Below are 20,761 nucleotides of genomic sequence, written 5' to 3'. Positions count from 1 at the left end.
TGGCGGGACACCTCTCCCCACCGAGAGGCGCCCATCTGTAAGGATGGATTCACATGACAGACCTGCCCAACGCGCGTCCCCGCGCGCCCTTCTTCTCGTCCGGCCCCTGCGCGAAGCGCCCCGGATGGTCCCTGCAAAACCTGAAAACCGACAGCCTCGGCCGTTCGCACCGCGCGAAGCTCGGCAAGTCGCGCCTGAAGCTCGCCATCGACCTCACCCGCGAGGTTCTGGACGTGCCGGCCGATTACCGGATCGGCATCGTGCCCGCCTCCGATACGGGCGCGGTGGAGATGGTCCTGTGGTCCATGCTGGGCGCCCGTCCGGTCGATATGCTGGCTTGGGAGAGCTTCGGCGAGGGCTGGGTCACGGACGTGGTCAAGCAGCTCAAACTCGCCGATGCCCGCGTGATCAACGCGCCCTACGGCGAGCTGCCCGACCTTAGCCAGGTCGACACGAAGAACCGGGACGTGGTCTTCACGTGGAATGGCACCACCTCCGGCGTGCGCGTGCCGAATGCCGACTGGATCGCGGCAGACCGTGAGGGCCTCACCATCTGTGACGCGACCTCCGCGGCCTTTGCGCAGAAGCTCGATTTCGCCAAGCTCGACGTGGTCACCTTCTCCTGGCAGAAGGTGCTGGGCGGCGAGGCGGCCCATGGCATGCTCATCCTCTCCCCGCGCGCCGTGGAGCGGCTTGAAACCTACAAGCCCGCGTGGCCGCTGCCGAAGATCTTCCGCATGACCAAGGGCGGGAAGCTGATCGAGGGCATCTTCCAGGGCGAGACCATCAACACCCCGTCGATGCTCGCGGTCGAGGATTACATCGATGCGCTCGAATGGGCGAAGTCCATCGGCGGTCTGAACGAGCTCGTCGCCAAGGCCGACGCGAACGCGAAGGTCATTCACGATTGGGTTGCCCGGACCCCGTGGATCGCCAATCTCGCGAAGGATCCGGCGACCGCCTCCAACACCAGCGTGTGCCTCGTCGTCGCCGATCCGGACGTGGTCGCCAAGGGTCCCGAGGCCGTGGCGCAGGTCGCCAAGGGCATCACCTCGGCGCTCGAGAAGGAGGGCGTGGCTCTCGACATCGGCGCCTATCGCGATGCGCCTCCCGGCCTTCGCATCTGGTGCGGCGCGACGGTGGAGCAATCCGACCTCGAGGCCCTGACGCCATGGCTCGATTGGGCCTTCGCGCAGGAAAAGGCGAAGCTCGCGAAAGCGGCTTGAGCATCCCTTGAACCGTCATCCCCGGGCTTGGCCCGGGGATCCGCGACTTTTCTGGCAAGTGAGCTCATACACCCGGCAGACATGGATGGCCGGGTCGAGCCCGGCCATGACGCCATGAGGCCCATCCCATGCCCGCTCCCCGCGTTCTCATTTCCGACGCCTTGTCGCCCGCCGCCGTGCAGATCTTCAAGGATCGCGGCATCGAGGTCGATTTCCAGCCCGATCTCGGCAAGGACAAAGAGAAGCTTGCCGCCATCATCGGCAACTACGACGGTCTCGCCATCCGCTCCGCCACGAAGGTGACGGCGAAGATCCTCGAACAGGCGAAGAACCTGAAGGTGATCGGCCGCGCCGGCATCGGCGTGGACAATGTCGAGATTCCCGCCGCCACGGCGAAGGGCATCATCGTCATGAACACGCCCTTCGGCAATTCCATCACCACGGCCGAACACGCGATCGCGATGATGTTCGCGCTCGCCCGCCAGATCCCGCAGGCCGATGCCTCGACGCAAGCCGGCAAGTGGGAGAAGAACCGCTTCATGGGCGTCGAGCTCACCGCCAAGGTGCTCGGCGTCATCGGCTGCGGCAATATCGGCTCCATCGTCGCCGACCGCGGCATCGGGCTTCGCATGAAGGTCATCGCGTTCGACCCGTTCCTCTCGCCCGAGCGCGCCATCGAACTCGGCGTCGAGAAGGTGGAGCTCGACGAGCTTCTGCGCCGCGCCGACATCATCACCCTGCACGTGCCGATGACCGAGAAGACGAAGAACATCCTCTCGGCCGAGAACATCGCGAAGACGAAGAAGGGCGTGCGCATCGTCAACTGCGCCCGTGGCGGCCTCGTCGACGAGGTAGCTCTGCGCGCGGCTCTCGATTCAGGGCACGTGGCGGGCGCGGCCTTCGACGTGTTCGTGGAGGAGCCTGCTCTCATCAATCCGCTCTTCGGCCATCCCAACGTGGTCTGCACGCCGCATCTGGGCGCCGCCACCACGGAGGCGCAGGAGAACGTGGCGCTGCAGGTGGCCGAGCAGATGTCCGATTACCTGCTCCAGGGCGCGATCCAGAACGCGGTGAACTTCCCCTCGATCACGGCGGAGGAAGCCCCGCGCCTGAAACCCTTCGTGGCGCTCGCCGAAAAGCTCGGCTCCTTCCTGGGTCAGCTCACGGAATCGTCGATCAAAGGAATCCGCATCGAGTACGAAGGGGCCGTGGCGGAGATGAACACCCGCGCCCTGACGGCGGCGGCCGTGACGGGCGTACTGCGTCCCTTCCTGCAGGACATCAACATGGTGTCCGCTCCGGTCGTTGCCCGCGAGCGCGGCACCATCGTCGAAGAGGTCAAGCGCGAGAGCGCCGCGCTCGACTACGAGAGCTTCATCCGCATCATCGTGGACGCCGAGGACATGGCGCGCCACGCGGGCGGCACGGTGTTCCAGGACGGCAAGCCGCGGGTGACGGAAATCCGCGACATCGCGGTGGATGCCGAATTCGCGCCGCATATGATCTATGTGCGCAACGACGACAAGCCCGGCTTCATCGGCCGCTTCGGCACGCTGCTCGGCGAGTCGGGCGTGAACGTCGCGACATTCGCCCTCGGCCGCGACAGGCCGGGCGGAGACGCGATCTGCTTCGTGTCCGTCGACGAGCCCGTCTCCGAGGAACTCCTGCGCAAGATCGAGGAGATCCCGCAGGTCAAGCGTGCCCGTGCGGTCCGGTTCTAAAAAGCATCGTCCGGCGAGAGGGAAACCGGCTCGCCGGACGATGGGTCAAAGCAAGAAGGTGCAGACATGGCCATTTCCCCGTCACAACGCTTCGTCCTGACGCTCGCCTGCGCGAACCGTCCCGGCATCGTCGCCGCGGTGGCGGGGCATCTGTCCGACGCGGGCCTCAACATCCTCGACGCCCAGCAATACGACGACACGCAGACGGATCGCTTCTTCATGCGCGTCGTCTTCAACCCGGTGAGCGGCGAAGCCGACATCGAGGCGCTCAAGGACGCATTCGCGATGCTGGCCGAGCGCTTCGGAATGATCTGGGCCCTGCGCGATCAGGGCGAGCGCCGCCGGGTCATGCTCATGGTGTCCAAGTTCGACCATTGCCTCGCGGATCTGCTCTATCGGTGGCGCATCGGCGAACTCGATTTCGAGCCCGTCGGCGTCATCGCCAATCATCCGGTCGATGCCTACAGCCATGTGGATCTGGGCAGCGTCCCATTCCATTACCTGCCGGTCACGAAGGACACGAAGCTCGAGCAGGAGGCGAAGGTCTGGTCGCTCATCCGCGATTCACAGGCCGATCTCGTGGTGCTCGCCCGCTACATGCAGGTTCTCTCCGACGGGCTGTCCGCGAAGCTTGCTGGCCGCTGCATCAACATCCATCACTCGTTCCTTCCGAGCTTCAAGGGCGCGAAGCCCTATCACCAGGCTCATGCCCGCGGCGTGAAGCTGATCGGGGCGACCGCCCATTACGTAACGTCCGATCTCGACGAGGGGCCGATCATCGCGCAGGACGTGGAGCCGATCACCCATCGGGACAGCGCGGAGGATCTCGTGCGCAAGGGCCGCGACATCGAGCGGCGCGTCCTCGCCCGCGCGGTGCGCTACCACCTGGAGGACCGCATCCTGCTCAATGGCCGCAAGACGGTGGTGTTCGCAGATTAGGGTGGCATTCATAGCCGTTGAGGCGCCGCTCCTTGTCCGACGAAGGTCTGGTAGTCGGGTGTTTCAAAGATATTTGAAACTATGTTATGAAGGCGGCGCGACCTTACGTGGGGAATATGGGGAGAAGTATGCGCCGCTTGATCTCATCAGGTTCGACCTTCGAGCATGACATTGGCTATTCACGCGCCGTTGTCGACGGTGACTGGGTATTCGTCTCTGGGACGACGGGGTTCGACTATGAGACGATGACCATTTCAGAAGACGTTGTCGCGCAAACCGAACAATGTCTGCGCAACATCGCACAGGCCTTGGAAGAGGCAGGCGCTTCATTCGCAGACGTCGTGCGTGTGCACTACATTCTGCCGCGTGCTGAGGATTTTCCGGCCTGCTGGCCCGCTTTACGCAAGGCTTTCGGCGATGTTCGTCCTGCGGCCACGATGATTGCTGCTGGTCTTTCGGATCCGAGGATGAAAATCGAGATCGAGGTGACGGCGCGTCTGACAAAAGCAGCTTGAACCCACCCGATGGCGGCCTGTTAATGCAAAACGGCGTGCGGGGTCCCCTCGGAGCACCCTCACTTCCGCTCCGCGAGCCAGATGCCGCCGAGCACCAGGAGCAGACCGAGCGCGTGATAGAAGGCGAAGGGCTCGCCCAGGAGCAGCACGGCGAGCAGCGCGCCGAAGACCGGCACCAGGTTGACGAACAATCCAGCCCGCGCCGGGCCGATCAGCTCGACCCCGCGGATGAAGAAGACCTGCGAGATGAGCGACGGGAAGAGGCCGATATAGAGAAGGATCAGCCATCCCTTCCAGGTCGGCCATTGCATGGCGCCTTGCGCGATTTCCATCGCGAGCAGGGGCAGCGAGGACAGGAAGGCGACGCCGGCGAGAGCCGTGAAGAAGACGAGGCCCGATACGTGCGGACGGTGGCGCAGGCCCAACGTATAGCCTGCATAGAAGATGCAGGCGATCAGCATCCACACGTCGCCGATATTGAGTGCGAGCGTCTTGAGAACGCCCCAGTCCGCCTTCACCGATACCAGCACAACGCCGAGGAGCGTTACGATCATGCCGAGGACCTGGAGCGGGACCACGCGCGAGCCGAAGAACAGGATCGTGCCGATCAGCACGAGCACGGGAATGGCGCCCTGGATGATCGTGAGGTTCACCGCGCTCGTGTGATAGGCGGCGGCATAGAACAGGGCGTTGAAGGCGGTGAAGCCCGACGAGCCCATGAGGACGATAAAGAGCCAGCGCGACCCCATCTGCGGCCATTCGGCCACGACCTGCCGGCCCACGAGCGGGCCGAGGATGGCGGCCACGATGGCCCAGCGGATGCAGGTGAGCAGCATCGGCGAGACCTGGCCGACGGCGAGGCGTCCGGCGATGGCGTTGCCGCCCCACATGAGCGTGGTGAGGATCAGGAGCAGGTAGGCCCTTCCCCAAAGTCCCTTCCAAAGCGGTTGCGGGATTTTCATGGAAGGCGGACCTCATGGTGCTTGCCGCCGCGCGCAGTTTCGATAAACCAGCGCTCAAAGAAGCGGGTGACGGTTATGGCCTTAAGGTTTCTGGTGGTCGAGGGCAATACGCGCGGTGCAAGGGAGGCCCACAAGGCCGCCTATGGACAAATGCCCTCCGAATCCTATGCGCAGGCGATCTATGCCATCGCGCGGGATGCGATCTGCGACATCGCCCTCCCAGCGGACGAGGGTGCGAACCTGCCCGATCGGACAGGGCTCGAATCCTATGACGGCATCGTGCTGACCGGTTCGCACCTGAACATCTACGACAGGACGCCGGAGATCCTGCGCCAGATCGACCTGATGCGGGCGGTCTACGCCTCGGGCACCCCGTGCTTCGGATCCTGCTGGGGACTGCAGGTGGCGGCCGTCGCCGCGGATGGCGACGTGCAGAAGAACCCTGTCGGCCGCGAGGTCGGCTTCGCCCGCCGCCTGCGGCGCACGGAGGCGGGGAGGGGGCACCCCATGCTCGAAGGCCGCCCGGAGGTCTACGACGCTCCCGCCATCCATCTCGACATGGTCACGGTGCTGCCCGAAGACGCCACGGTGATCGCCACCAACCCGGTCTCTGCGGTTCAGGCAGCGGAGATCCGGCGGGACGGCGGCGTGTTCTGGGGCGTCCAGTATCATCCGGAATTCAGCCTGGCGGAGTTGGCCACGATCCTGCGCCAGCGGACGGAACTCCTGATCCGCGAGGGCTTCTGCCGCACGCCCGGGGAGGTCGCCTCCTATGCGGACGACCTGACGGCCCTCGACAGGGAGCCGTCCCGTTTCGATCTCGCCTGGCGGCACGGGGTCGATGCCGAGGTCCTGGATCCTGCCTGCCGCACGCGCGAGATCCGCAACTTCATCGAGCACCGGGTCAAGATGGAGAAGAGCGCACGGGGACGGGCCTGAGGCCTCACGAGTGGATCCTTTGAGTCCTTAGAGCACGTCCACGATGACGCGCTCGGAGACCGGAGTGGCGGAAGACGGCGCGCTGACGACGAAGCCCCGGCATTTCGTGGTGACGGGATAAATCGGCGTGCGGTGCCGGTCGGCCCCCACCAGATAATTGACCGTGTAATAATCGTAGCCGCCGACGAATGCCGTCTCCTTGGTCTCGAAAACGTATCCCACCTCGGTCGGACTGATCCGGTAGACCGCCTCCGGCGGCCCGAGAGCCGCGATCCGTTCCGAGATCGGCCTGCCGATGAAATCCGCGCAGGAAACCCGGGCGGCTTCATAGCTCGCCGGAACGCAGCCTGCTGCGCCGAGCGCCATGCCGACAACGACAACAATTCTCTTCACGGCAGCCCCCAGGATGGACATCGATCACGATCCAAGGAGAGGATCTAGATAACCATATGCCGTTAGGAAAGGTATCGGCCCTCCCTGCGCTTCCATTCCTGCGCTGCCGCTCTGCTTCCTTTGTCACGACGGCCTGCCACAGCCATGTCCCTTTTCCGTCCTCGCGTCTCCGTTGGTCACGGCTTTTCGGTCGTTCTGGTGCTCCGTCGTTTAGGGCCTCCTCTCGTCACGGCCGTTCGGTCATTTGGGTCCTCCTCCCGTCATGGCCGGGCTTGTCCCGGCCACCCACGTCTTGGGACCCGCCACGGCGTAATGACGTGGATCCCCGGCTCAAGGCCGGGGATGACGGGGAGGGTGGTCGCATGGGGACGAGGTGGAATGTTCCGTCTTTGTTCTTGACAGACGCGCCAAGCTAAGCTATATCGTGACCTGTCCCGACTCACCGAGGGGCGCGCTCGCGAGGCGTCGCAGGTTGTGGAGCCGGGGCACGGTCCCGCGCTCCAGGCCACGCAGCCTGGGCGGACGGGAGGCCCTGGCTCGGCCCAGGGGTCCGGGCATGCACCGCCGCCCGCCGTCTCCGGCGCGTCGCAGGACGCAACGGCAGGCGCGCTCGCCAACGGCATCCCGGAGCCTGCGTCGACAGTCCGCCTAAAAGAACCGTGCGCGAGGAGCCGTCGGGTTCCCCAGCCATCACCATTCTCCATCGAGCCGGACCGCTCCTCGCGCGACCCCTCGACTGCTCCCCCTCGGTGCCGACCAGCCCCGGGGCCGATCCCGCTTGCGCGTGCCCAGACTCTTGAAACGCAGGCAGAAAGAGACATCTGGCGCACAGCAGGACGGAGCATGACGCATGGGACAAGGCTCATTCCGGCTTGACCTGAGGCGCGCGATCCACGAAGAGGGTTTGCAAGGTTTTTACCCAACCCTGGCCTTGCGCCGGGGTTTTTTCATGTGAGGCTTGAGCGATGGCGAACGTAGTTGTCGTGGGCGCCCAATGGGGCGACGAAGGCAAGGGCAAGATCGTCGATTGGCTGTCTGAGCAGGCAGACGTGGTCGTGCGGTTCCAGGGCGGGCACAATGCCGGTCATACCCTCGTGATCGGCGACAAGGTCTACAAGCTGTCGCTGCTGCCCTCCGGCGTCGTGCGTCCCAACAAGCTCTCCGTCATCGGCAACGGCGTGGTCCTCGATCCCCATGCGCTGGCCGCGGAAGTGGAGCGGCTGTCCGAGCAGGGCGTGTCGATCTCCCGCGACAACCTGCGCGTGGCCGAGAACGCGACGCTGATCCTCTCGATCCACCGCGAGCTCGACGCTCTGCGCGAGAGCGGCAGCGCGGGCACGAAGATCGGCACCACCAAGCGCGGCATCGGCCCCGCCTATGAAGACAAGGTGGGACGTCGGGCCATCCGTCTCATGGATCTCGCGGATCTCCCCTCGCTGCGCGACAAGATCGAGCGCCTGCTCACGCACCACAACGCCCTGCGCCGTGGCTTCGGCCTCGACGAGTTCAAGCCCGAGGAGATCTACGAGGAGCTGTCCTCGGTCGCTCCGAAGGTGCTGCCCTACATGGACGCCGTGTGGCGCCTCCTCGACGACGAACGCCGGGCCGGCAAGCGCATCCTGTTCGAGGGAGCGCAGGGCGCATTGCTCGATGTCGATCACGGCACCTATCCCTTCGTCACCTCCTCGAACACGGTGGCGGGGCAGGCGGCCACCGGTTCGGGCCTCGGCCCGGGCGGCGTCGGCTATGTGCTCGGCATCGCCAAGGCCTACACCACCCGCGTGGGCGAGGGACCGTTCCCGACCGAGCTCCACGACGAGACCGGCGAGCTGATCGGCCAGAAGGGCAAGGAGTTCGGCGTGGTGACGGGCCGCAAGCGCCGCTGCGGCTGGTTCGACGCCACTCTCGTGCGCCAGACCGTGCGCACCTCCGGTATCGACGGCATCGCGCTCACCAAGCTCGATATTCTCGATGGCTTCGAAACCATCAAGATCGGCGTCGGCTACAAGCTGGATGGCCAGACGATCGATTACTTCCCGGCGAGCCAGGGCGCTCAGGCGCGGGTGGAGCCGATCTACGAGGAGTTCGAGGGCTGGAGCGGTTCCACGGCCGGTGCCCGTTCCTGGGCCGACCTCCCGGCGCAGGCCGTGAAATACGTCCGCCGCATCGAGGAGCTGATCGGCGCGCCGGTGGCGGTTTTGTCCACCTCGCCGGAGCGCGACGATACAATCCTCATGAAGAACCCCTTTGAGGGTTGACGGCGGAGCTTCTCCGGGTCATTCCCAAGGAAATGGCAGATTATTACCCTCTCATTGTACGGGCCGTCGAAGGCCTGACAGAGCAGACGCCCGTTGCGCGGCGCGCCGTTTACGAGCGCGCCCGAACGGCGTTGGTGGCTCAGTTGCGCTCCCTCAATCCGCCTCTGTCCGAGGCCGATATTCAGAGGGAACGCGCGTCCCTCGATGACGCGATCACTCGCGTCGAGGCGGATTACGCACCGCCTCCCGCCGGCTTCGATCCGAACGCCTTCGCCGAGATGCTGGTCGAGGATCAGGGGCCGCAGACCCCGGCCGAGCGGCTGCGCAGCGTCATGTCGCCAAGGCAGGCCCCGAGGTCTCCCTCGCAAGGGGAGCCGCAGCCCGAGCCGCCGCCGCGGATCGTCGAGGAGGCCGCACCGGCCCGCCCTCGGATCGACAGCCGGCCGCATCCGGCCATGCAGAGCAATCGCCAGATGCGCTCGATCCTGCTCGGCGGGGCGATCCTTCTCGTGCTCCTCATCATCGGGGGGCTGGCTTGGTGGCAGAGCCGCTCGGATGCCCCCATCCCGGCGGCGCCTGTCGCCGAAACTTCCCAGGGCGCGCCGGCGAGCCGGGAATCGGCCAAGATCGAAGAACGCGTCGGCGGGCAGGCTCCCGCCGCCTCCCCGAATGCGGGCCAGGCCATCGGCGTGGCGCATCGCGCCGTCTTCTACGAGGAGGACGCGACTAATCCGCAGGCGCCCAAGGCCCATGTGGGGCGTGTGGTCTGGAGGCTCGAGGATGTGAATCCTGGCCAGGGTCAGCCGCTCGAGAAGGCGGTCACGGCCAATGTCGAGGTTCCGGACGCCGGATTGACCATGAAGATGGTTCTGCGCCGCAACCTGGATACGACCCTTCCGGCGTCGCATACGGTCGAGCTCACCTTCACCACTCGCGCGGGCGACAGCGGCCGCGTGATCCGCGACGTCGGCCTCCTGCAGTTCAAGAACGAAGAGGCCGCGCGTGGCACCCCGGTCGCGGGCCTTCCGGTGCCCGTGCGCGAGAACCTGTTCCTGATCGGCCTGTCCAACCTGCAGGGCGACGTGGAGCGCAATACGGAGCTCTTCGTGCGGCGGAACTGGATCGATCTACCGGTCCGCATGGCCTCCGGCCAGCGCGCCATTCTCAGCTTCGAGAAGGGCTCCGCCGGCGAGCAGGTTCTGAACAGCGCGTTCAGTCAGTGGCAGTGAGACGGCCGACATGAGGCAATAAAAAAGCCGCGCTGGATGCGCGGCTTTTTTCATGAGGCTTTCCGGGGTCAGGCCGAGGCTTCGGCGGAGGGCGCGCTCTCGATCTGGGTGAGGTTCTTCTTCACCGCTTCCTGCACCTTCTCGAAGGCACGGACCTCGATCTGGCGGACACGCTCGCGGGAGACGCCGAACTCGGTCGAAAGCTCCTCCAACGTGATCGGGTCGTCCGAGAGACGGCGGGCCTCGAAGATCCGGCGCTCGCGGGGATTGAGAACGGTCAGGGCATTGCGGAGCGCGGTCAGCCGGTTCTGGCCTTCCTCCTCCTCCACGAGTACCTGCTCCTGGCTCTCGCTCTGATCGACCAGCCAATCCTGCCACTCGCCACCGCCTTCGCCCTCGTCGCGCAGGGGCGCATTGAGGGAGGCGTCGCCGCCGAGACGGCGGTTCATGTCCACCACGTCCTGCTCCGTCACGCCGAGCTGGGTGGCGATCTGCTTCACCTGGTCGGGGCGCAGGTCGCCCTCGTCCAGGGCCGAGATGCGGCCCTTGGCCTTGCGCAGGTTGAAGAACAGCTTCTTCTGGTTCGCGGTGGTGCCCATCTTCACGAGCGACCAGGACCGCAGGATGTATTCTTGAATTGCCGCCTTGATCCACCACATGGCGTATGTGGCGAGGCGGAAGCCCTTGTCGGGCTCGAAGCGCTTGACGGCCTGCATGAGGCCGACATTGCCTTCCGAGACCACCTCGCTGATCGGCAGGCCATAGCCACGGTAACCCATGGCGATCTTGGCGACGAGGCGCAGGTGGGATGTCACGAGCTTGTGGGCAGCCTCGCGGTCTCCATGCTCCCGCCAGCGTTTGGCGAGCATGTACTCCTCATGCGGCTCAAGCATGGGGAAGCGACGGATTTCGTCGAGATAGCGGGAAAGGCCCCCTTCATTGGCAAGCACTGGAAGCGCTGCAGCCATATCTTCTCCTCCTTTGGCCCCCTCGTTCGATGAGGCAAGCCTGAGGCGGCCCCCTCAATGGCTGGCCGCCCAACTTCCTTATATAAGCGGTTCAACCGTGTCCGGATAGAGGCGCCATGGTTCAAGACCTGGTGAACGCTTCAGACTCGCAAGGGTGCCAGCGTGGCTGAATTTTGCGACGCATTGACGCCTGCTCCTCAGGACCGCAGAGCCTCCAGAAGCCTTGCCAGATCCGCCGGGATGGGGCTCTCGAACCGCAGGAATTCGCCCGTCCTGGGGTGCTCGAAGCCGAGAACCGCCGCATGCAGCGCCTGCCGGTTCAGGGCCTTGAGCGCCTCCTGCTGGGCCTCGGCGAGGCGGTTCGCCTTGGTCTTGAACCCGGATCCATAGACCGCGTCGCCAAGCAGCGGATGGCCGATATGGGCCATGTGGACCCGGATCTGATGCGTCCGCCCCGTTTCCAGCTCGCATTGCACGAGAGAGGCGATCGGAAGGCCGGAGGGCAGGGGCTCCAGCACCTCGTAGTGGGTGATGGCATAGCGGCCGCGCTCGTTGTCCTCGGAGACGATGGCGATCTTCTCCCGGTTGTGCTGGCTGCGGGCGAGCGCGGCCTCGACGGTGCCGCGCCTGCGCTCCGGCACGCCCCAGACGAGGGCAAGGTAGCGTCGTTCGAGCGGGCCCGTGCGGCCATGGTCGGCGAACTGCTCCGCGAGACCCTGATGGGCCAGATCGTTCTTGGCGACCACGAGAAGGCCGGACGTGTCCTTGTCGAGCCGATGCACGATGCCGGGGCGCTTCACGCCGCCGATGCCCGAGAGGCTCTCGCCGCAATGAGCGATGAGGGCATTGACCAGGGTGCCGGATTCATGCCCCGCCGCAGGGTGGACCACCAACCCGGCCGGCTTGTCGATGACGATCAGATCGTCATCCTCATAGACGATGGACAGGTCCATGGCCTCGCCCTGGGGCTCTGCCGGGACAGGAGGGGGCACCTGCAGCGCAATGCGGGCGCCCGGACCGACCTTGCGGCCCGGATCGAGCACGGGCGCGCCGTCGACCGTCACCTGGCCCTCCCGGATGAGGGCCTGCAGCCGGCTGCGAGACATGTCGCTCGCGAGCCGCGCCAGCACGCGATCCAGCCGCTCGGCTGCGGTTTCGTCGTCCAGGGTCCATTCCTGCCGGGTCGTATCGTCCACCATGTCCTCATTTTTCGCGCGGCCCTCTCATTTTTCAAAGAAAGGGCTTGAAGGGATTCACGATGGTGGTTATACGAGCGGCCTCCACCTTGCTAGCTCCCTTCGTCTAGCGGTCTAGGACGTCGCCCTCTCACGGCGAAAACAGGGGTTCGAGTCCCCTAGGGAGCGCCAAAGGTTCGATAGGCTGGCCTCATCTTGCCAGCGACGTGATCCCCCAGAGCGAATGAGCAATATCTCCGCATGTGTTGTGAGGGGATGGCTCCTTGCGATTTTTCCGGGTCGGGCAGCCGCTTGAATGCAGGTCATGCCGAGGCCGATCGCTCTGCGCCTGCGACGCGCGGGCATGCGGGCCGTTTCAGATTGAGCCGCATTCGGAACTGAAGCCGCTACACTCCACCGCCATAGGAACCGCCTCTTCAAAAGGCAGGAGCAAAAGCTCGACGGTAAGGGTGTTCCTACCGAACATTATTCATTCTTGTCACGATTTCGCCCTATTCTCTATAGAAAAGGCTTTTAACGATAAAGTCAGTAGTGACATTGTCAGTCCGAAGTAAAGTTCTCTATACCATAATGACATCTTCATCCATGTCGATGTTGTTGCGTGCGGTTTAGTGCGTTTCCCAGCATTTTAATCAAAACTATTATCGTATCTTGAAAGCTCCCGAAGCGGGGCTGGAGATGCGAGGGGCAATACTCATGTCTTTGAATCCCAATGTCGCACCCAGCGTCAATTTCAACCTGTCCAATTGGAAGATCACACTCCCTGTCGACTCGTCGGGAAAGACCTCCGGCACGGCCTTGGAGGTTTCGAATCTGAGCGGTTATCAGAACGGCAAATATTTCTATACCGGCTCCGACGGCGCGATGGTCTTCTACGCCTCGGTCGATGGAGCGACCACCAGCGGCTCATCCTATGCACGCTCCGAACTGCGTGAGATGAACGGCACCGCGAAAGCCGCGTGGAACCTCAAGACCGGCGGCTTCATGAGCGCCACCCTCGAGGTCGATGCGGCCCCCATGCGCGATGGCCAGGGCAAGAAGGTCGTGATCGGCCAGATCCACGGTCAGGATGACGAGCTCGTTCGCCTCTACTGGCACGACAATTCATTGTATTTCGCCAACGATCAGTCGGGCTCCGACAACAAGGAGCATGACTTCACGTTCAAGGCGGATGACGGCTCGACGCCGAACGTGTCGCTGAACGAGAAGTTCTCGTACACGATCAACGCCAAGGACAACGTGCTCGACGTCGATATCTATGCCGACGGCAAGGTCTATCACTCGCACACCAGCATCAATTCGGTGTGGCAGTCGGACAGCTTTTATTTCAAGGCAGGCGCCTATCTGGGGGCCAACGAATCGAATGGTTCGGGCTACGGACAGACATCTTTCTATGCGCTGTCGTTCAACCACGACGGCCAGGTCACGACGCCGTCCACGCCGGCACCGACCCCTGAGCCAACCCCAACTCCTACGCCGACTCCGACCCCGCTGCCGATGCCGGATGTGCCGACCTCAGGCCGCCCGGTGACAATCAAGACCATCGAAGGTTCGAACAGCAACAACTACGTGAAGGGCGCTTCGGGCAACGAGCTTCTGAAGGGGAACGCGGGCCGCGACGTGCTGTGGGGCAAGGCCGGAAGCGATGTGCTGACGGGCGGTGCCCACGAGGACGCGTTCGTGTTCGACACCACCATCGGCAAGGACGTCGACTACATCACGGACTTCAGCGTGAGGGACGATACGATCCGCCTCGACAATGCGATTTTCAAGACGCTTGCCAAGACCGGATCCTTGTCTTCGAGCTTCTTCACGATGGGTGAGAAGGCGAAGGATTCGAACGACTACATCGTCTACAACAACAAAACCGGGGCGCTTTCTTACGATGCCGACGGCTCGGGCAAGGGCGCTGCAGTGAAGTTTGCCGTGATCGAGAACAAGATGGCTCTGACGGCGGCCGATTTCTTCGTGATCTAAACCGATGCCGATTGGAGGCGGCTCTTCCATCAGACGAGAGCTGCCTCCTTTCATGATCCTGTGCGGATTGCATCACACGTCCGCCACAAGATCAGGCTCTTCATAACGCCGCTTGAGATCTTAAAGGGATTGCGCGTCGCTATTTTATTTCAAAGCAGACATTGCGAAACAGGCCCCGTCTTTGTGCGGGGCCTTTTTTACGAATGCCCTGAAGCGGCTGTTATTCGGCCGGGGTCATCCGCATGGTCGGGCCGGACTCGACGGCAGAGGCGGGGCGGAATACGAAATAGGCGAAGATCAGCATCGCTGCGAGAACGATGAGCGATGCGATCGCCGCAACAGGATCCGCGGCGGTGTAGCCGAGGTGGATGGCGGCGACGGCGACCGTCAGCACGACCGTGCCGGCGGACCACAGCGAGACCTGGATCAGCGCCATCCGGCTCGCATTCAGGACGGGGCGGCGCTCATAATAAATTCCGAACAGGAACAAGGACACCCAGCCTAGCAGGTTCAGATGCGCATGGGCCGGCATGATCGAATGGTCTTGCGACGCCGCCATTCCGATCCCCATGGCCATTCCGGCGATGACGAAAAGAACGGCAAGCTTAAAGCTGAGCGACGATGCAGTCATGATAGTCCTCCTAACGAGTGTTCCCTGCTGGATTGCATGTTGTTGTTGTTCTGATCACAATCCCACCAATCGAACTGTGTGTAAAATCACATGAAAAGGTTGGAGGAGGGAAATTTGTGCAGCGATATTATGTATAGATTGAAGCGGCGCTATTCGTAACCGGCCTTGTGTTCAAAAGGAAAGGCGGCCTGGGGATAGGCCGCCTCTGCCATAAGATTCCGGAGGTCGTCAGCTGCGCCGCATGACGCAATTTTCATGCAACGCCGAAGGTTCGTCTTTGCGGTGCTTCGGCTTTTTCGAAGAACGCCTCATTCGGGCTTCCCTGCCATGGCTCATCCGCTGCTCTGAACGTCGCGGCGGTGCGCACCGGGGTTCATGCCCTGGCGGCTTTGAAGGGCGCGTTCGCAACGCTCCACGTGGTTCATCGCACGTTGCTGCATCTGTTGTGAATCGTGACTGGGGTCATCCACATCCTGATGACAAAACTGGCACTTCATGATGGCCTCCTTGCTGGATTGGTGTGAGGCCAACGTGATGAGTCTCGCCGTGTTCTGAGGATGATATTTCCTCGCCTCGCGAGAAGGCAATCCCGGCCAATGCGCCGGTCAGACGTTGTCGAGGGCGTCGCGCAGATCGGCGAGCAGATCCTCGCGATGCTCCAATCCCACCGACAGGCGCACGAGGCCGTCTGAAATTCCCATCTCGGCGCGCAACTCCGGCGCGAACCGCTGGTGGGTCGTGGTGGCCGGGTGCGTGACGAGGCTTTTCGCATCGCCGAGGTTGTTCGAAATACGGACGAGCCGCAGCCCGTTCATGAAGCGGAAGGCGCCGTCCTTTCCGCCTTGAACGTCCAGTGCGATCATGGTCGAGGCGCCGCTCATCTGGCGACGGATCAGCTCGGCCTGGGGATGATCGGGCCGTCCCGGGTAGATGAGTCCTTGCAGCTTGGGGTGATCGTGCAGGGCGTCGGCAAGAAAGCCCGCATTGGCCGTCTGGCGCTCCACCCTCAGAGACAGCGTCTCCAGGCCCTTGAGCAGAACCCAGGCATTGAACGGCGAAATCGAGGGACCGGTCATGCGCAGAAACTGCTGCACCTTGCCCTCGATGAACTCCGTGGAGCCCAGGATGACGCCGCCTAGACAGCGGCCCTGGCCATCGATGTGCTTGGTGGCGGAATAGACGACGCAATCCGCGCCGAACGCCAGGGGCTGCTGATAGAGCGGCGTGGCAAAGACGTTGTCGACGGTGAGCGTGGCTCCGGCCTCATGGGCGATCTGTGCGACGGCGGCAATGTCGATGATCTGGAGACTGGGATTGGAGGGCGTCTCCAGGAGGAAGGCCTTCGTCTCCGGGCGGACGGCCCTGCGCCAGGCCTCCACGTCCGGACCATCGACAAGCGTGCAGGCGACGCCGAACCGGGGAAGAAGGTCCTCGACCACCCACCGGCAAGAGCCGAAGAGGCCCCGCGCGGCCACCACATGATCTCCGGCTTGAACCTGGCTCAGCATGGCCGCCGTGACCGCCGCCATGCCGCTTGCCGTTGCACGGGCCGTTTCCGCTCCTTCCAGCGAGGCCATGCGCTGCTCGAACATGTCGACGGTCGGATTGGAGTAGCGGCTGTAGCTGTAGCCCGGCTCCTCGTTCAGGAAACGGCGCTCGGCGCTCTCCGCGCTCTCATAGACGAATCCCTGCGTGAGGAAGAGGGCCTCGGATGTCTCGCCGAAGGGCGTCCGCTCCTGGCCATCATGGACGAGGCGGGTTTCGAGACGATAACCGGGGTCACGATGCGTGCTCATGAGCCGATGCTAGGTCTGTTCTTTTAAAAGAACAAACGTTTTTTGAGAGGAATGTCTCCCTCCTTCGTCGAAGGGCTCTCGGGCCTACCGGCTAGAGGCCTCGCCGATCAGCCGTTCGACGCATTGTTCCAGGGAGGAGCGCCAGGAGGGGAGGCGAAGGCGGTGGATCGCTTCGAGCTTCGCGCAGTCCAGACGGGAGTTGCCCGGCCGCCTCGCGGGGGTGGGATAATCCGCCGTCGACAGGGGGCGGACCCGGGCGAAGGGGCCTCCCAGGCCCAGCGATACGGCAAAGATTTCGGAGGCGAGTTCGGCCCAGCTCGCAGAGCCGTCTCCCGCCATGTTGAAGATGCCGCGCAGCTTGCCCTCCCGAGGTCTATCGAGCAGGTTTCTGGCCACTTCAAAGATCCCGTCGGCGAGATCGAGAGCGCTCGTCGGAGAGCCGATCTGGTCGGCGACGACCCCAATCTCGTCCCGATCCGCTGCCAGCCGAAGCATGGTCTTTACGAAGTTCTTGCCGAACGGGCTGTAGACCCAGGCGGTTCGCAGGATCACATGGTCGTCGGTCATGCCGGCGACGGCCTGTTCCCCGTGGAGCTTGGAGCGGCCATAAGCCCCCAGGGGATGGACGGCATCGTCCTCCCGATACGGGCGAGGCAGGGTGCCGTCGAAGACATAGTCCGTCGAGAGCTGGATGAGAGGCAGGCCCATGGCGCGGGCCGCACTGGCGACCGCGCCTGCGCCTGCGCCGTTGATCGCCTCCGCCATTTCCGGCTCCGCCTCGGCCTGATCGACGGCCGTGTAGGCCGCCGCATTCACGATCAGATCGCCTCCCGCGTGCCGCAGGATTTCCTCGATTGTCGATGGCCTGGCAAGGTCCAGTTCAGGCCTTCCGAGCAGCCGGATCGTCGCCCCATATGCGCTGGCGCGCTCCGCCAGCGCGCGGGCGACTTGTCCTTCCTTGCCGATCACGATGATATGCATGGGCGCTCGATGCTCTCTGCCGATGGCGGTTACCTGGGCCATTGGAAGGCGCTGCGCGAGCCCGCCGAGGGCTCCGGCGCCTGCCATTGTTGCTGCATTGCAGTATCACACTCCCGTCACGGTTTGTCTGCATAGTGCGATTCGCGATGACAATGAGGATGACCATGGAGGAGGGCATGTACGCTTACAACCTGTTCCGCAACACGCAGCAGGACGGCCTTGTCTGCGCGGTTCCGGAAGAGCGTTCGGTTCCTGCCTTCGTCACCGGGCCACAATGGCAGTTCGGAGGGCGCCTCGACTTGGGCCAGCCTCCTCTCGGCTTCGACAGGCAAGCGGCCGTGACCGGGGTCCGCTTCAACGGCTACTACCTGTTCGCGAGCTTTCCCAAAAGCGCGGCGCACTCATAGACCCGGGTCCTATGCTGACGCGACGTAGACGGAATTTAGACTCATCCGGGCGGATCGGGGCTTGATCTTGCAGGGTGTCTGCTCTCTTTTGATGTAGGCGGCACCCGCCGCTGCCTTTTTCCTGCGTGATCGTGAACTCTTCCCTCGCCCTCATCTGGACCATTACGGCCGCCACTACATTGCTGCAGGCCGGTAACGGTTTGCTCCAGGCCTTGATGCCGCTGCGCATGCAGGCCGAAGGTCTTTCGGTCTCCGCCATTGGCATCGTGGCAGCGGCCTACGGCCTCGGCTTCTCGGCCGGCTGCCTCCTGGCTCCCGCCTTCATCCGCCATGTCGGCTACATCCGGGCTTTCGCGAGCTTGGCGGCGCTGGTCGCCGTGCTTGTGCTGGCGATGACGCAGGCGCATTCCACCCCGGCCTGGGTGATTTTGCGCGGGCTGACGGGCGTGACGCTGGCCTGCATCTTCACCGTGACGGACAGCTGGATCAGTGCGCGCGCCACCTCAAGCCACCGTGGGCGCATTCTCTCGGTCTACATGATCGCCACCAAGATCGCCCTGATGCTGTCGCCGCTCGGCATCGGCTTCGGAGACATCCGGACCGATGGATTGTTCATGGCCGTGAGTGCCGCGATCACCCTGTCGCTGCTCCCGATCGCAGCAACGAGCACGAAGGAGCCCCCGGCGCCGATCGGCGTAAAGATCGATGTCCGGTATCTTTTCTCGCTGGCTCCCTCGGCCGTTGTCGGATCCTTCGTGGTGGGCCTCGTCAATGGGCCGGTGATCGCCATCACGCCGGTTTTCGGCGTGAGCATCGGCCTGAGCCAGGAGCGAGCCGCGGCGCTTCTCGTCGCGCTCCAGGCCGGGAGCCTCGTACTGCAATGGCCGCTTGGCTGGCTCTCCGACCGGGCCGACCGGCGCTATGTCATCGCGGGCCTGGCGGCAGGCACGAGCCTGGTCTCGGTGCTCATCCTGTTCGCCAGCGCTCAGGGGGCGCAGGACATGATCCTCTGGAGCTTCGCTGCCTGGGGCGGCCTGGCGCTCTGCATCTATTCCGTATGCGTGGCCCATGCCTGCGACATCGTCGATCCCGGCCGCATCGTCTCGACGGTCGGCACGCTTCTCTTCTCGTGGGCGGCGGGTGTCACGATCGGACCTCTGTTCGGTGCCCTCGCCATGGAGCTGCTCGGGCCGGACGGCCTTTTCATCTACTCGGCAGCGGCTTCGCTGGGGCTTGTCGCCTTCATCATCCTGCGCATCGGCCAGGTTCAGCGTGCGCCGGTGATGGGCGGCTTCGTGGTCGCCTCCACCAATTCCGCGGCTCCTACCGTGGTCGCCCGCACCGAAAGTGCCGCGAGCGATCAGGAAGCGGGCGGCGCAACGCCCGATCAGAACTCGGCTTCGGCGGTGACGCGGGACGAGACGTCCTCATAGCGGTTCAGGCGCTTGTCGATCATCGTATCGATCTTGCCATAGACTTCGGACACGCTGAGCTGCCGGGTCTTCTTGCCGTCCTTGGCAAAGAAGAGCGCCTTGTTGGATTCGGCGGCCTTGGGGAACGCGCTCTTTGCACTTTTCTTCGGGGTATCGTCCACGAGGGCGATGAACTTGCTGGCGCTGTCCACCCCGAAAAAGTGGGAGAGATAGAACTCGGAGCGGCTGAGCTTGCGGCCGAGTTTCGCCTCGATCTTGGCCTTGTCGCGCTTCATCATCTCCGCTGCCATGAGGGCCGAGATATAGGGATTCCGGCGCAGGCCGAGGATGTATTCGCGCTTGGCTTCATCGGGAACCGAGAGTTTTCCGTCCTGCCGTTCGATCGACGAAGCCTCCATGATTAGGCCGTATTTGGGGCCGAACGACCGCACGGCTTCGAGCCATGTGCTCGTGATGAATTGGAACAGGCCGACGGCGGACGAGGTCGAGGCTTTGTTGCCGGGCAGAAAGCTCGATTCCTTGTCCGCGAGCGCCATCATATAGACGGGATCGGCGCCGGTGATCTCCGATGCACGCAGAATGGTGTCGACGATCCAGCGTGGGACGCGCATCTCCTCGAAGGTCACGTACTCGACGGGAGTCGGGTCGATGTCATGCTCAGCGTCGCCTTCCGCGGCGGGTGGATTGGTGAGCGGCATCGAGGTAATGAAGAGCTCCTGCAGTTGCGCGTAGGTGAGCATCTCTGCGGAAATGGTCGGAGCAATGGCTTCAAGAGGGTCGGCCGCGCTTGTCCGAACTGGCGGTTGCGGCGCCATGTCGAAGGCCGGCGCCGCCTGCTTCTGCGGCGAAGCCGCAAGAGCCGGAGAGGCTGGAACGCCTGCGGCTGCACAGGTGCCGAGGCCAGCGCCCGCGACGACGGTCAGCACAGCGTAGCGTGTGCAGAGCGTAGAGAGGCTTTGCAGGGCATCGCGCGCCCGCAGCCTGGTATAAGCGTTATCCTTGTAACGAAACACCGATGACTGGCATGCGCGGTGAAGCGCTGTCAGAGCAGCCTGCATTCGAAAGAGCCCCCACAGGATCGGCTGCTTCTCCGCGGAGCGGGTGTGCAGTCCTTCTTCATTGACGAGGGCGAGTTTTTGATAGGGGGATATGTCCAGAATAGGTCAGCTTGACCTTTGTCTAGGCAAATT

At 63.8% G+C, this 20,761-nt stretch carries 19 protein-coding genes and 1 tRNA gene; 11 read left to right on the top strand and 9 right to left on the bottom strand.

Translation table 11 applies throughout. The features are described from left to right. The first annotated feature begins 53 nt into the window (after positions 1 to 53). The 4 genes from ACS5Q0_RS22230 to ACS5Q0_RS22215 all read left to right on the top strand — a co-directional run bounded on the left by ACS5Q0_RS22230 (position 54) and on the right by ACS5Q0_RS22215 (position 4,401). Positions 54 to 1,226, top strand: a complete 1,173-nt coding sequence (locus ACS5Q0_RS22230) for a phosphoserine transaminase (protein WP_473128835.1) — start codon at positions 54 to 56, stop codon at positions 1,224 to 1,226. A 128-nt stretch (positions 1,227 to 1,354) separates the two neighbouring features. Then, on the top strand, positions 1,355 to 2,947 hold the full coding sequence (serA, locus tag ACS5Q0_RS22225) for a phosphoglycerate dehydrogenase (protein WP_473128834.1): 1,593 nt from the start codon (positions 1,355 to 1,357) through the stop codon (positions 2,945 to 2,947). A gap of 66 nt (positions 2,948 to 3,013) precedes the next feature. Continuing rightward, positions 3,014 to 3,886, top strand: a complete 873-nt coding sequence (gene purU / locus ACS5Q0_RS22220) for a formyltetrahydrofolate deformylase (protein ID WP_473128833.1) — start codon at positions 3,014 to 3,016, stop codon at positions 3,884 to 3,886. 128 nt (positions 3,887 to 4,014) lie between these two features. Further along, complete coding sequence (locus tag ACS5Q0_RS22215; protein WP_473128832.1) at positions 4,015 to 4,401, top strand: RidA family protein; 387 nt, start codon at positions 4,015 to 4,017, stop codon at positions 4,399 to 4,401. A 59-nt stretch (positions 4,402 to 4,460) separates the two neighbouring features. Here the strand turns inward: ACS5Q0_RS22215 and ACS5Q0_RS22210 are convergent, their stop codons facing one another. Next, positions 4,461 to 5,363, bottom strand: coding sequence for a DMT family transporter (locus ACS5Q0_RS22210; RefSeq protein WP_473128831.1), 903 nt, complete (start codon positions 5,361 to 5,363; stop codon positions 4,461 to 4,463). Positions 5,364 to 5,438: 75 nt separating this feature from the next. Here ACS5Q0_RS22210 and ACS5Q0_RS22205 point away from each other — a divergent pair, with 75 nt between their 5' ends. After that, positions 5,439 to 6,302, top strand: a complete 864-nt coding sequence (locus tag ACS5Q0_RS22205; protein ID WP_473128830.1) for a type 1 glutamine amidotransferase — start codon at positions 5,439 to 5,441, stop codon at positions 6,300 to 6,302. Between the two features lie 27 nt (positions 6,303 to 6,329). On the opposite strand, the gene ACS5Q0_RS22200 is transcribed toward ACS5Q0_RS22205, so the two are convergent. Beyond that, a complete protein-coding gene (locus ACS5Q0_RS22200) occupies positions 6,330 to 6,695 on the bottom strand; it encodes a hypothetical protein (protein WP_473128829.1) in 366 nt (121 codons plus the stop codon). 965 nt (positions 6,696 to 7,660) lie between these two features. On the opposite strand from ACS5Q0_RS22200, the gene ACS5Q0_RS22195 reads away from it, so the two are divergent. After that, a complete protein-coding gene (locus tag ACS5Q0_RS22195; RefSeq protein WP_473128828.1) occupies positions 7,661 to 8,953 on the top strand; it encodes an adenylosuccinate synthase in 1,293 nt (430 codons plus the stop codon). A 32-nt stretch (positions 8,954 to 8,985) separates the two neighbouring features. Continuing rightward, entirely contained in the window at positions 8,986 to 10,182 is a 1,197-nt protein-coding gene (locus tag ACS5Q0_RS22190; protein WP_473128827.1) for a histidine kinase, read from the top strand. Positions 10,183 to 10,250: 68 nt separating this feature from the next. Here the strand turns inward: ACS5Q0_RS22190 and rpoH are convergent, their stop codons facing one another. Further along, positions 10,251 to 11,150, bottom strand: a complete 900-nt coding sequence (gene rpoH / locus ACS5Q0_RS22185; RefSeq protein ID WP_473128826.1) for an RNA polymerase sigma factor RpoH — start codon at positions 11,148 to 11,150, stop codon at positions 10,251 to 10,253. 197 nt (positions 11,151 to 11,347) lie between these two features. Next, positions 11,348 to 12,349 carry an RluA family pseudouridine synthase gene (locus ACS5Q0_RS22180; RefSeq protein ID WP_473128825.1) on the bottom strand — a complete coding sequence of 334 codons (1,002 nt, stop codon included), beginning with the start codon at positions 12,347 to 12,349 and terminating at the stop codon, positions 11,348 to 11,350. Between the two features lie 92 nt (positions 12,350 to 12,441). Here ACS5Q0_RS22180 and ACS5Q0_RS22175 point away from each other — a divergent pair. Together ACS5Q0_RS22175 and ACS5Q0_RS22170 are read left to right on the top strand one after the other, a co-directional pair. Continuing rightward, a tRNA-Glu gene (locus tag ACS5Q0_RS22175) sits at positions 12,442 to 12,517 on the top strand. Between the two features lie 525 nt (positions 12,518 to 13,042). Continuing rightward, complete coding sequence (locus ACS5Q0_RS22170; protein WP_473128824.1) at positions 13,043 to 14,323, top strand: polysaccharide lyase family 7 protein; 1,281 nt, start codon at positions 13,043 to 13,045, stop codon at positions 14,321 to 14,323. Between the two features lie 220 nt (positions 14,324 to 14,543). Here the strand turns inward: ACS5Q0_RS22170 and ACS5Q0_RS22165 are convergent, their stop codons facing one another. The 4 genes from ACS5Q0_RS22165 to rfbD all read right to left on the bottom strand — a co-directional run bounded on the left by ACS5Q0_RS22165 (position 14,544) and on the right by rfbD (position 17,731). Further along, a complete protein-coding gene (locus tag ACS5Q0_RS22165; RefSeq protein WP_473128823.1) occupies positions 14,544 to 14,954 on the bottom strand; it encodes a hypothetical protein in 411 nt (136 codons plus the stop codon). Positions 14,955 to 15,286: 332 nt separating this feature from the next. Continuing rightward, positions 15,287 to 15,451: a hypothetical protein gene (locus ACS5Q0_RS22160; RefSeq protein ID WP_473128822.1), complete on the bottom strand. Its 165-nt coding sequence runs from the start codon at positions 15,449 to 15,451 to the stop codon at positions 15,287 to 15,289. A gap of 108 nt (positions 15,452 to 15,559) precedes the next feature. Next, positions 15,560 to 16,750: an O-succinylhomoserine sulfhydrylase gene (locus ACS5Q0_RS22155; RefSeq protein ID WP_473128821.1), complete on the bottom strand. Its 1,191-nt coding sequence runs from the start codon at positions 16,748 to 16,750 to the stop codon at positions 15,560 to 15,562. A gap of 84 nt (positions 16,751 to 16,834) precedes the next feature. Further along, a complete protein-coding gene (rfbD, locus tag ACS5Q0_RS22150) occupies positions 16,835 to 17,731 on the bottom strand; it encodes a dTDP-4-dehydrorhamnose reductase (protein WP_473128820.1) in 897 nt (298 codons plus the stop codon). A gap of 176 nt (positions 17,732 to 17,907) precedes the next feature. Here rfbD and ACS5Q0_RS22145 point away from each other — a divergent pair, with 176 nt between their 5' ends. Beyond that, positions 17,908 to 18,138 carry a hypothetical protein gene (locus ACS5Q0_RS22145; RefSeq protein ID WP_473128819.1) on the top strand — a complete coding sequence of 77 codons (231 nt, stop codon included), beginning with the start codon at positions 17,908 to 17,910 and terminating at the stop codon, positions 18,136 to 18,138. 131 nt (positions 18,139 to 18,269) lie between these two features. Beyond that, a complete protein-coding gene (locus ACS5Q0_RS22140; protein ID WP_473128818.1) occupies positions 18,270 to 19,571 on the top strand; it encodes an MFS transporter in 1,302 nt (433 codons plus the stop codon). Here ACS5Q0_RS22140 and ACS5Q0_RS22135 read toward each other — a convergent pair. Next, entirely contained in the window at positions 19,526 to 20,629 is a 1,104-nt protein-coding gene (locus ACS5Q0_RS22135) for a transglycosylase SLT domain-containing protein (protein WP_473128817.1), read from the bottom strand. The genes ACS5Q0_RS22140 and ACS5Q0_RS22135 overlap by 46 nt on opposite strands. Positions 20,630 to 20,761: the final 132 nt, after the last annotated feature.

This window comes from Microvirga sp. HS2 (assembly GCF_055792805.1).
The sequence above is the reverse complement of the archived record's forward strand: the minus strand, read 5'-3'. Positions and strand labels throughout refer to the sequence as shown.

Bases quoted from the DNA above. Each gene is read 5' to 3' on its own strand.
- rpoH (WP_473128826.1), bottom strand. From the start codon at position 11,150: ATGGCTGCAGCGCTTCCAGTGCTTGCCAATGAAGGGGGCCTTTCCCGC.
- ACS5Q0_RS22155 (WP_473128821.1), bottom strand. From the start codon at position 16,750: ATGAGCACGCATCGTGACCCCGGTTATCGTCTCGAAACCCGCCTCGTC.
- ACS5Q0_RS22160 (WP_473128822.1), bottom strand. From the start codon at position 15,451: ATGAAGTGCCAGTTTTGTCATCAGGATGTGGATGACCCCAGTCACGAT.
- ACS5Q0_RS22230 (WP_473128835.1), top strand. From the start codon at position 54: ATGACAGACCTGCCCAACGCGCGTCCCCGCGCGCCCTTCTTCTCGTCC.
- ACS5Q0_RS22210 (WP_473128831.1), bottom strand. From the start codon at position 5,363: ATGAAAATCCCGCAACCGCTTTGGAAGGGACTTTGGGGAAGGGCCTAC.
- ACS5Q0_RS22205 (WP_473128830.1), top strand. From the start codon at position 5,439: ATGGCCTTAAGGTTTCTGGTGGTCGAGGGCAATACGCGCGGTGCAAGG.
- ACS5Q0_RS22170 (WP_473128824.1), top strand. From the start codon at position 13,043: ATGTCTTTGAATCCCAATGTCGCACCCAGCGTCAATTTCAACCTGTCC.
- ACS5Q0_RS22195 (WP_473128828.1), top strand. From the start codon at position 7,661: ATGGCGAACGTAGTTGTCGTGGGCGCCCAATGGGGCGACGAAGGCAAG.
- ACS5Q0_RS22215 (WP_473128832.1), top strand. From the start codon at position 4,015: ATGCGCCGCTTGATCTCATCAGGTTCGACCTTCGAGCATGACATTGGC.
- serA (WP_473128834.1), top strand. From the start codon at position 1,355: ATGCCCGCTCCCCGCGTTCTCATTTCCGACGCCTTGTCGCCCGCCGCC.
- purU (WP_473128833.1), top strand. From the start codon at position 3,014: ATGGCCATTTCCCCGTCACAACGCTTCGTCCTGACGCTCGCCTGCGCG.
- ACS5Q0_RS22190 (WP_473128827.1), top strand. From the start codon at position 8,986: ATGGCAGATTATTACCCTCTCATTGTACGGGCCGTCGAAGGCCTGACA.
- rfbD (WP_473128820.1), bottom strand. From the start codon at position 17,731: ATGCATATCATCGTGATCGGCAAGGAAGGACAAGTCGCCCGCGCGCTG.
- ACS5Q0_RS22135 (WP_473128817.1), bottom strand. From the start codon at position 20,629: ATGCAGGCTGCTCTGACAGCGCTTCACCGCGCATGCCAGTCATCGGTG.
- ACS5Q0_RS22165 (WP_473128823.1), bottom strand. From the start codon at position 14,954: ATGACTGCATCGTCGCTCAGCTTTAAGCTTGCCGTTCTTTTCGTCATC.
- ACS5Q0_RS22180 (WP_473128825.1), bottom strand. From the start codon at position 12,349: ATGGTGGACGATACGACCCGGCAGGAATGGACCCTGGACGACGAAACC.
- ACS5Q0_RS22145 (WP_473128819.1), top strand. From the start codon at position 17,908: ATGTACGCTTACAACCTGTTCCGCAACACGCAGCAGGACGGCCTTGTC.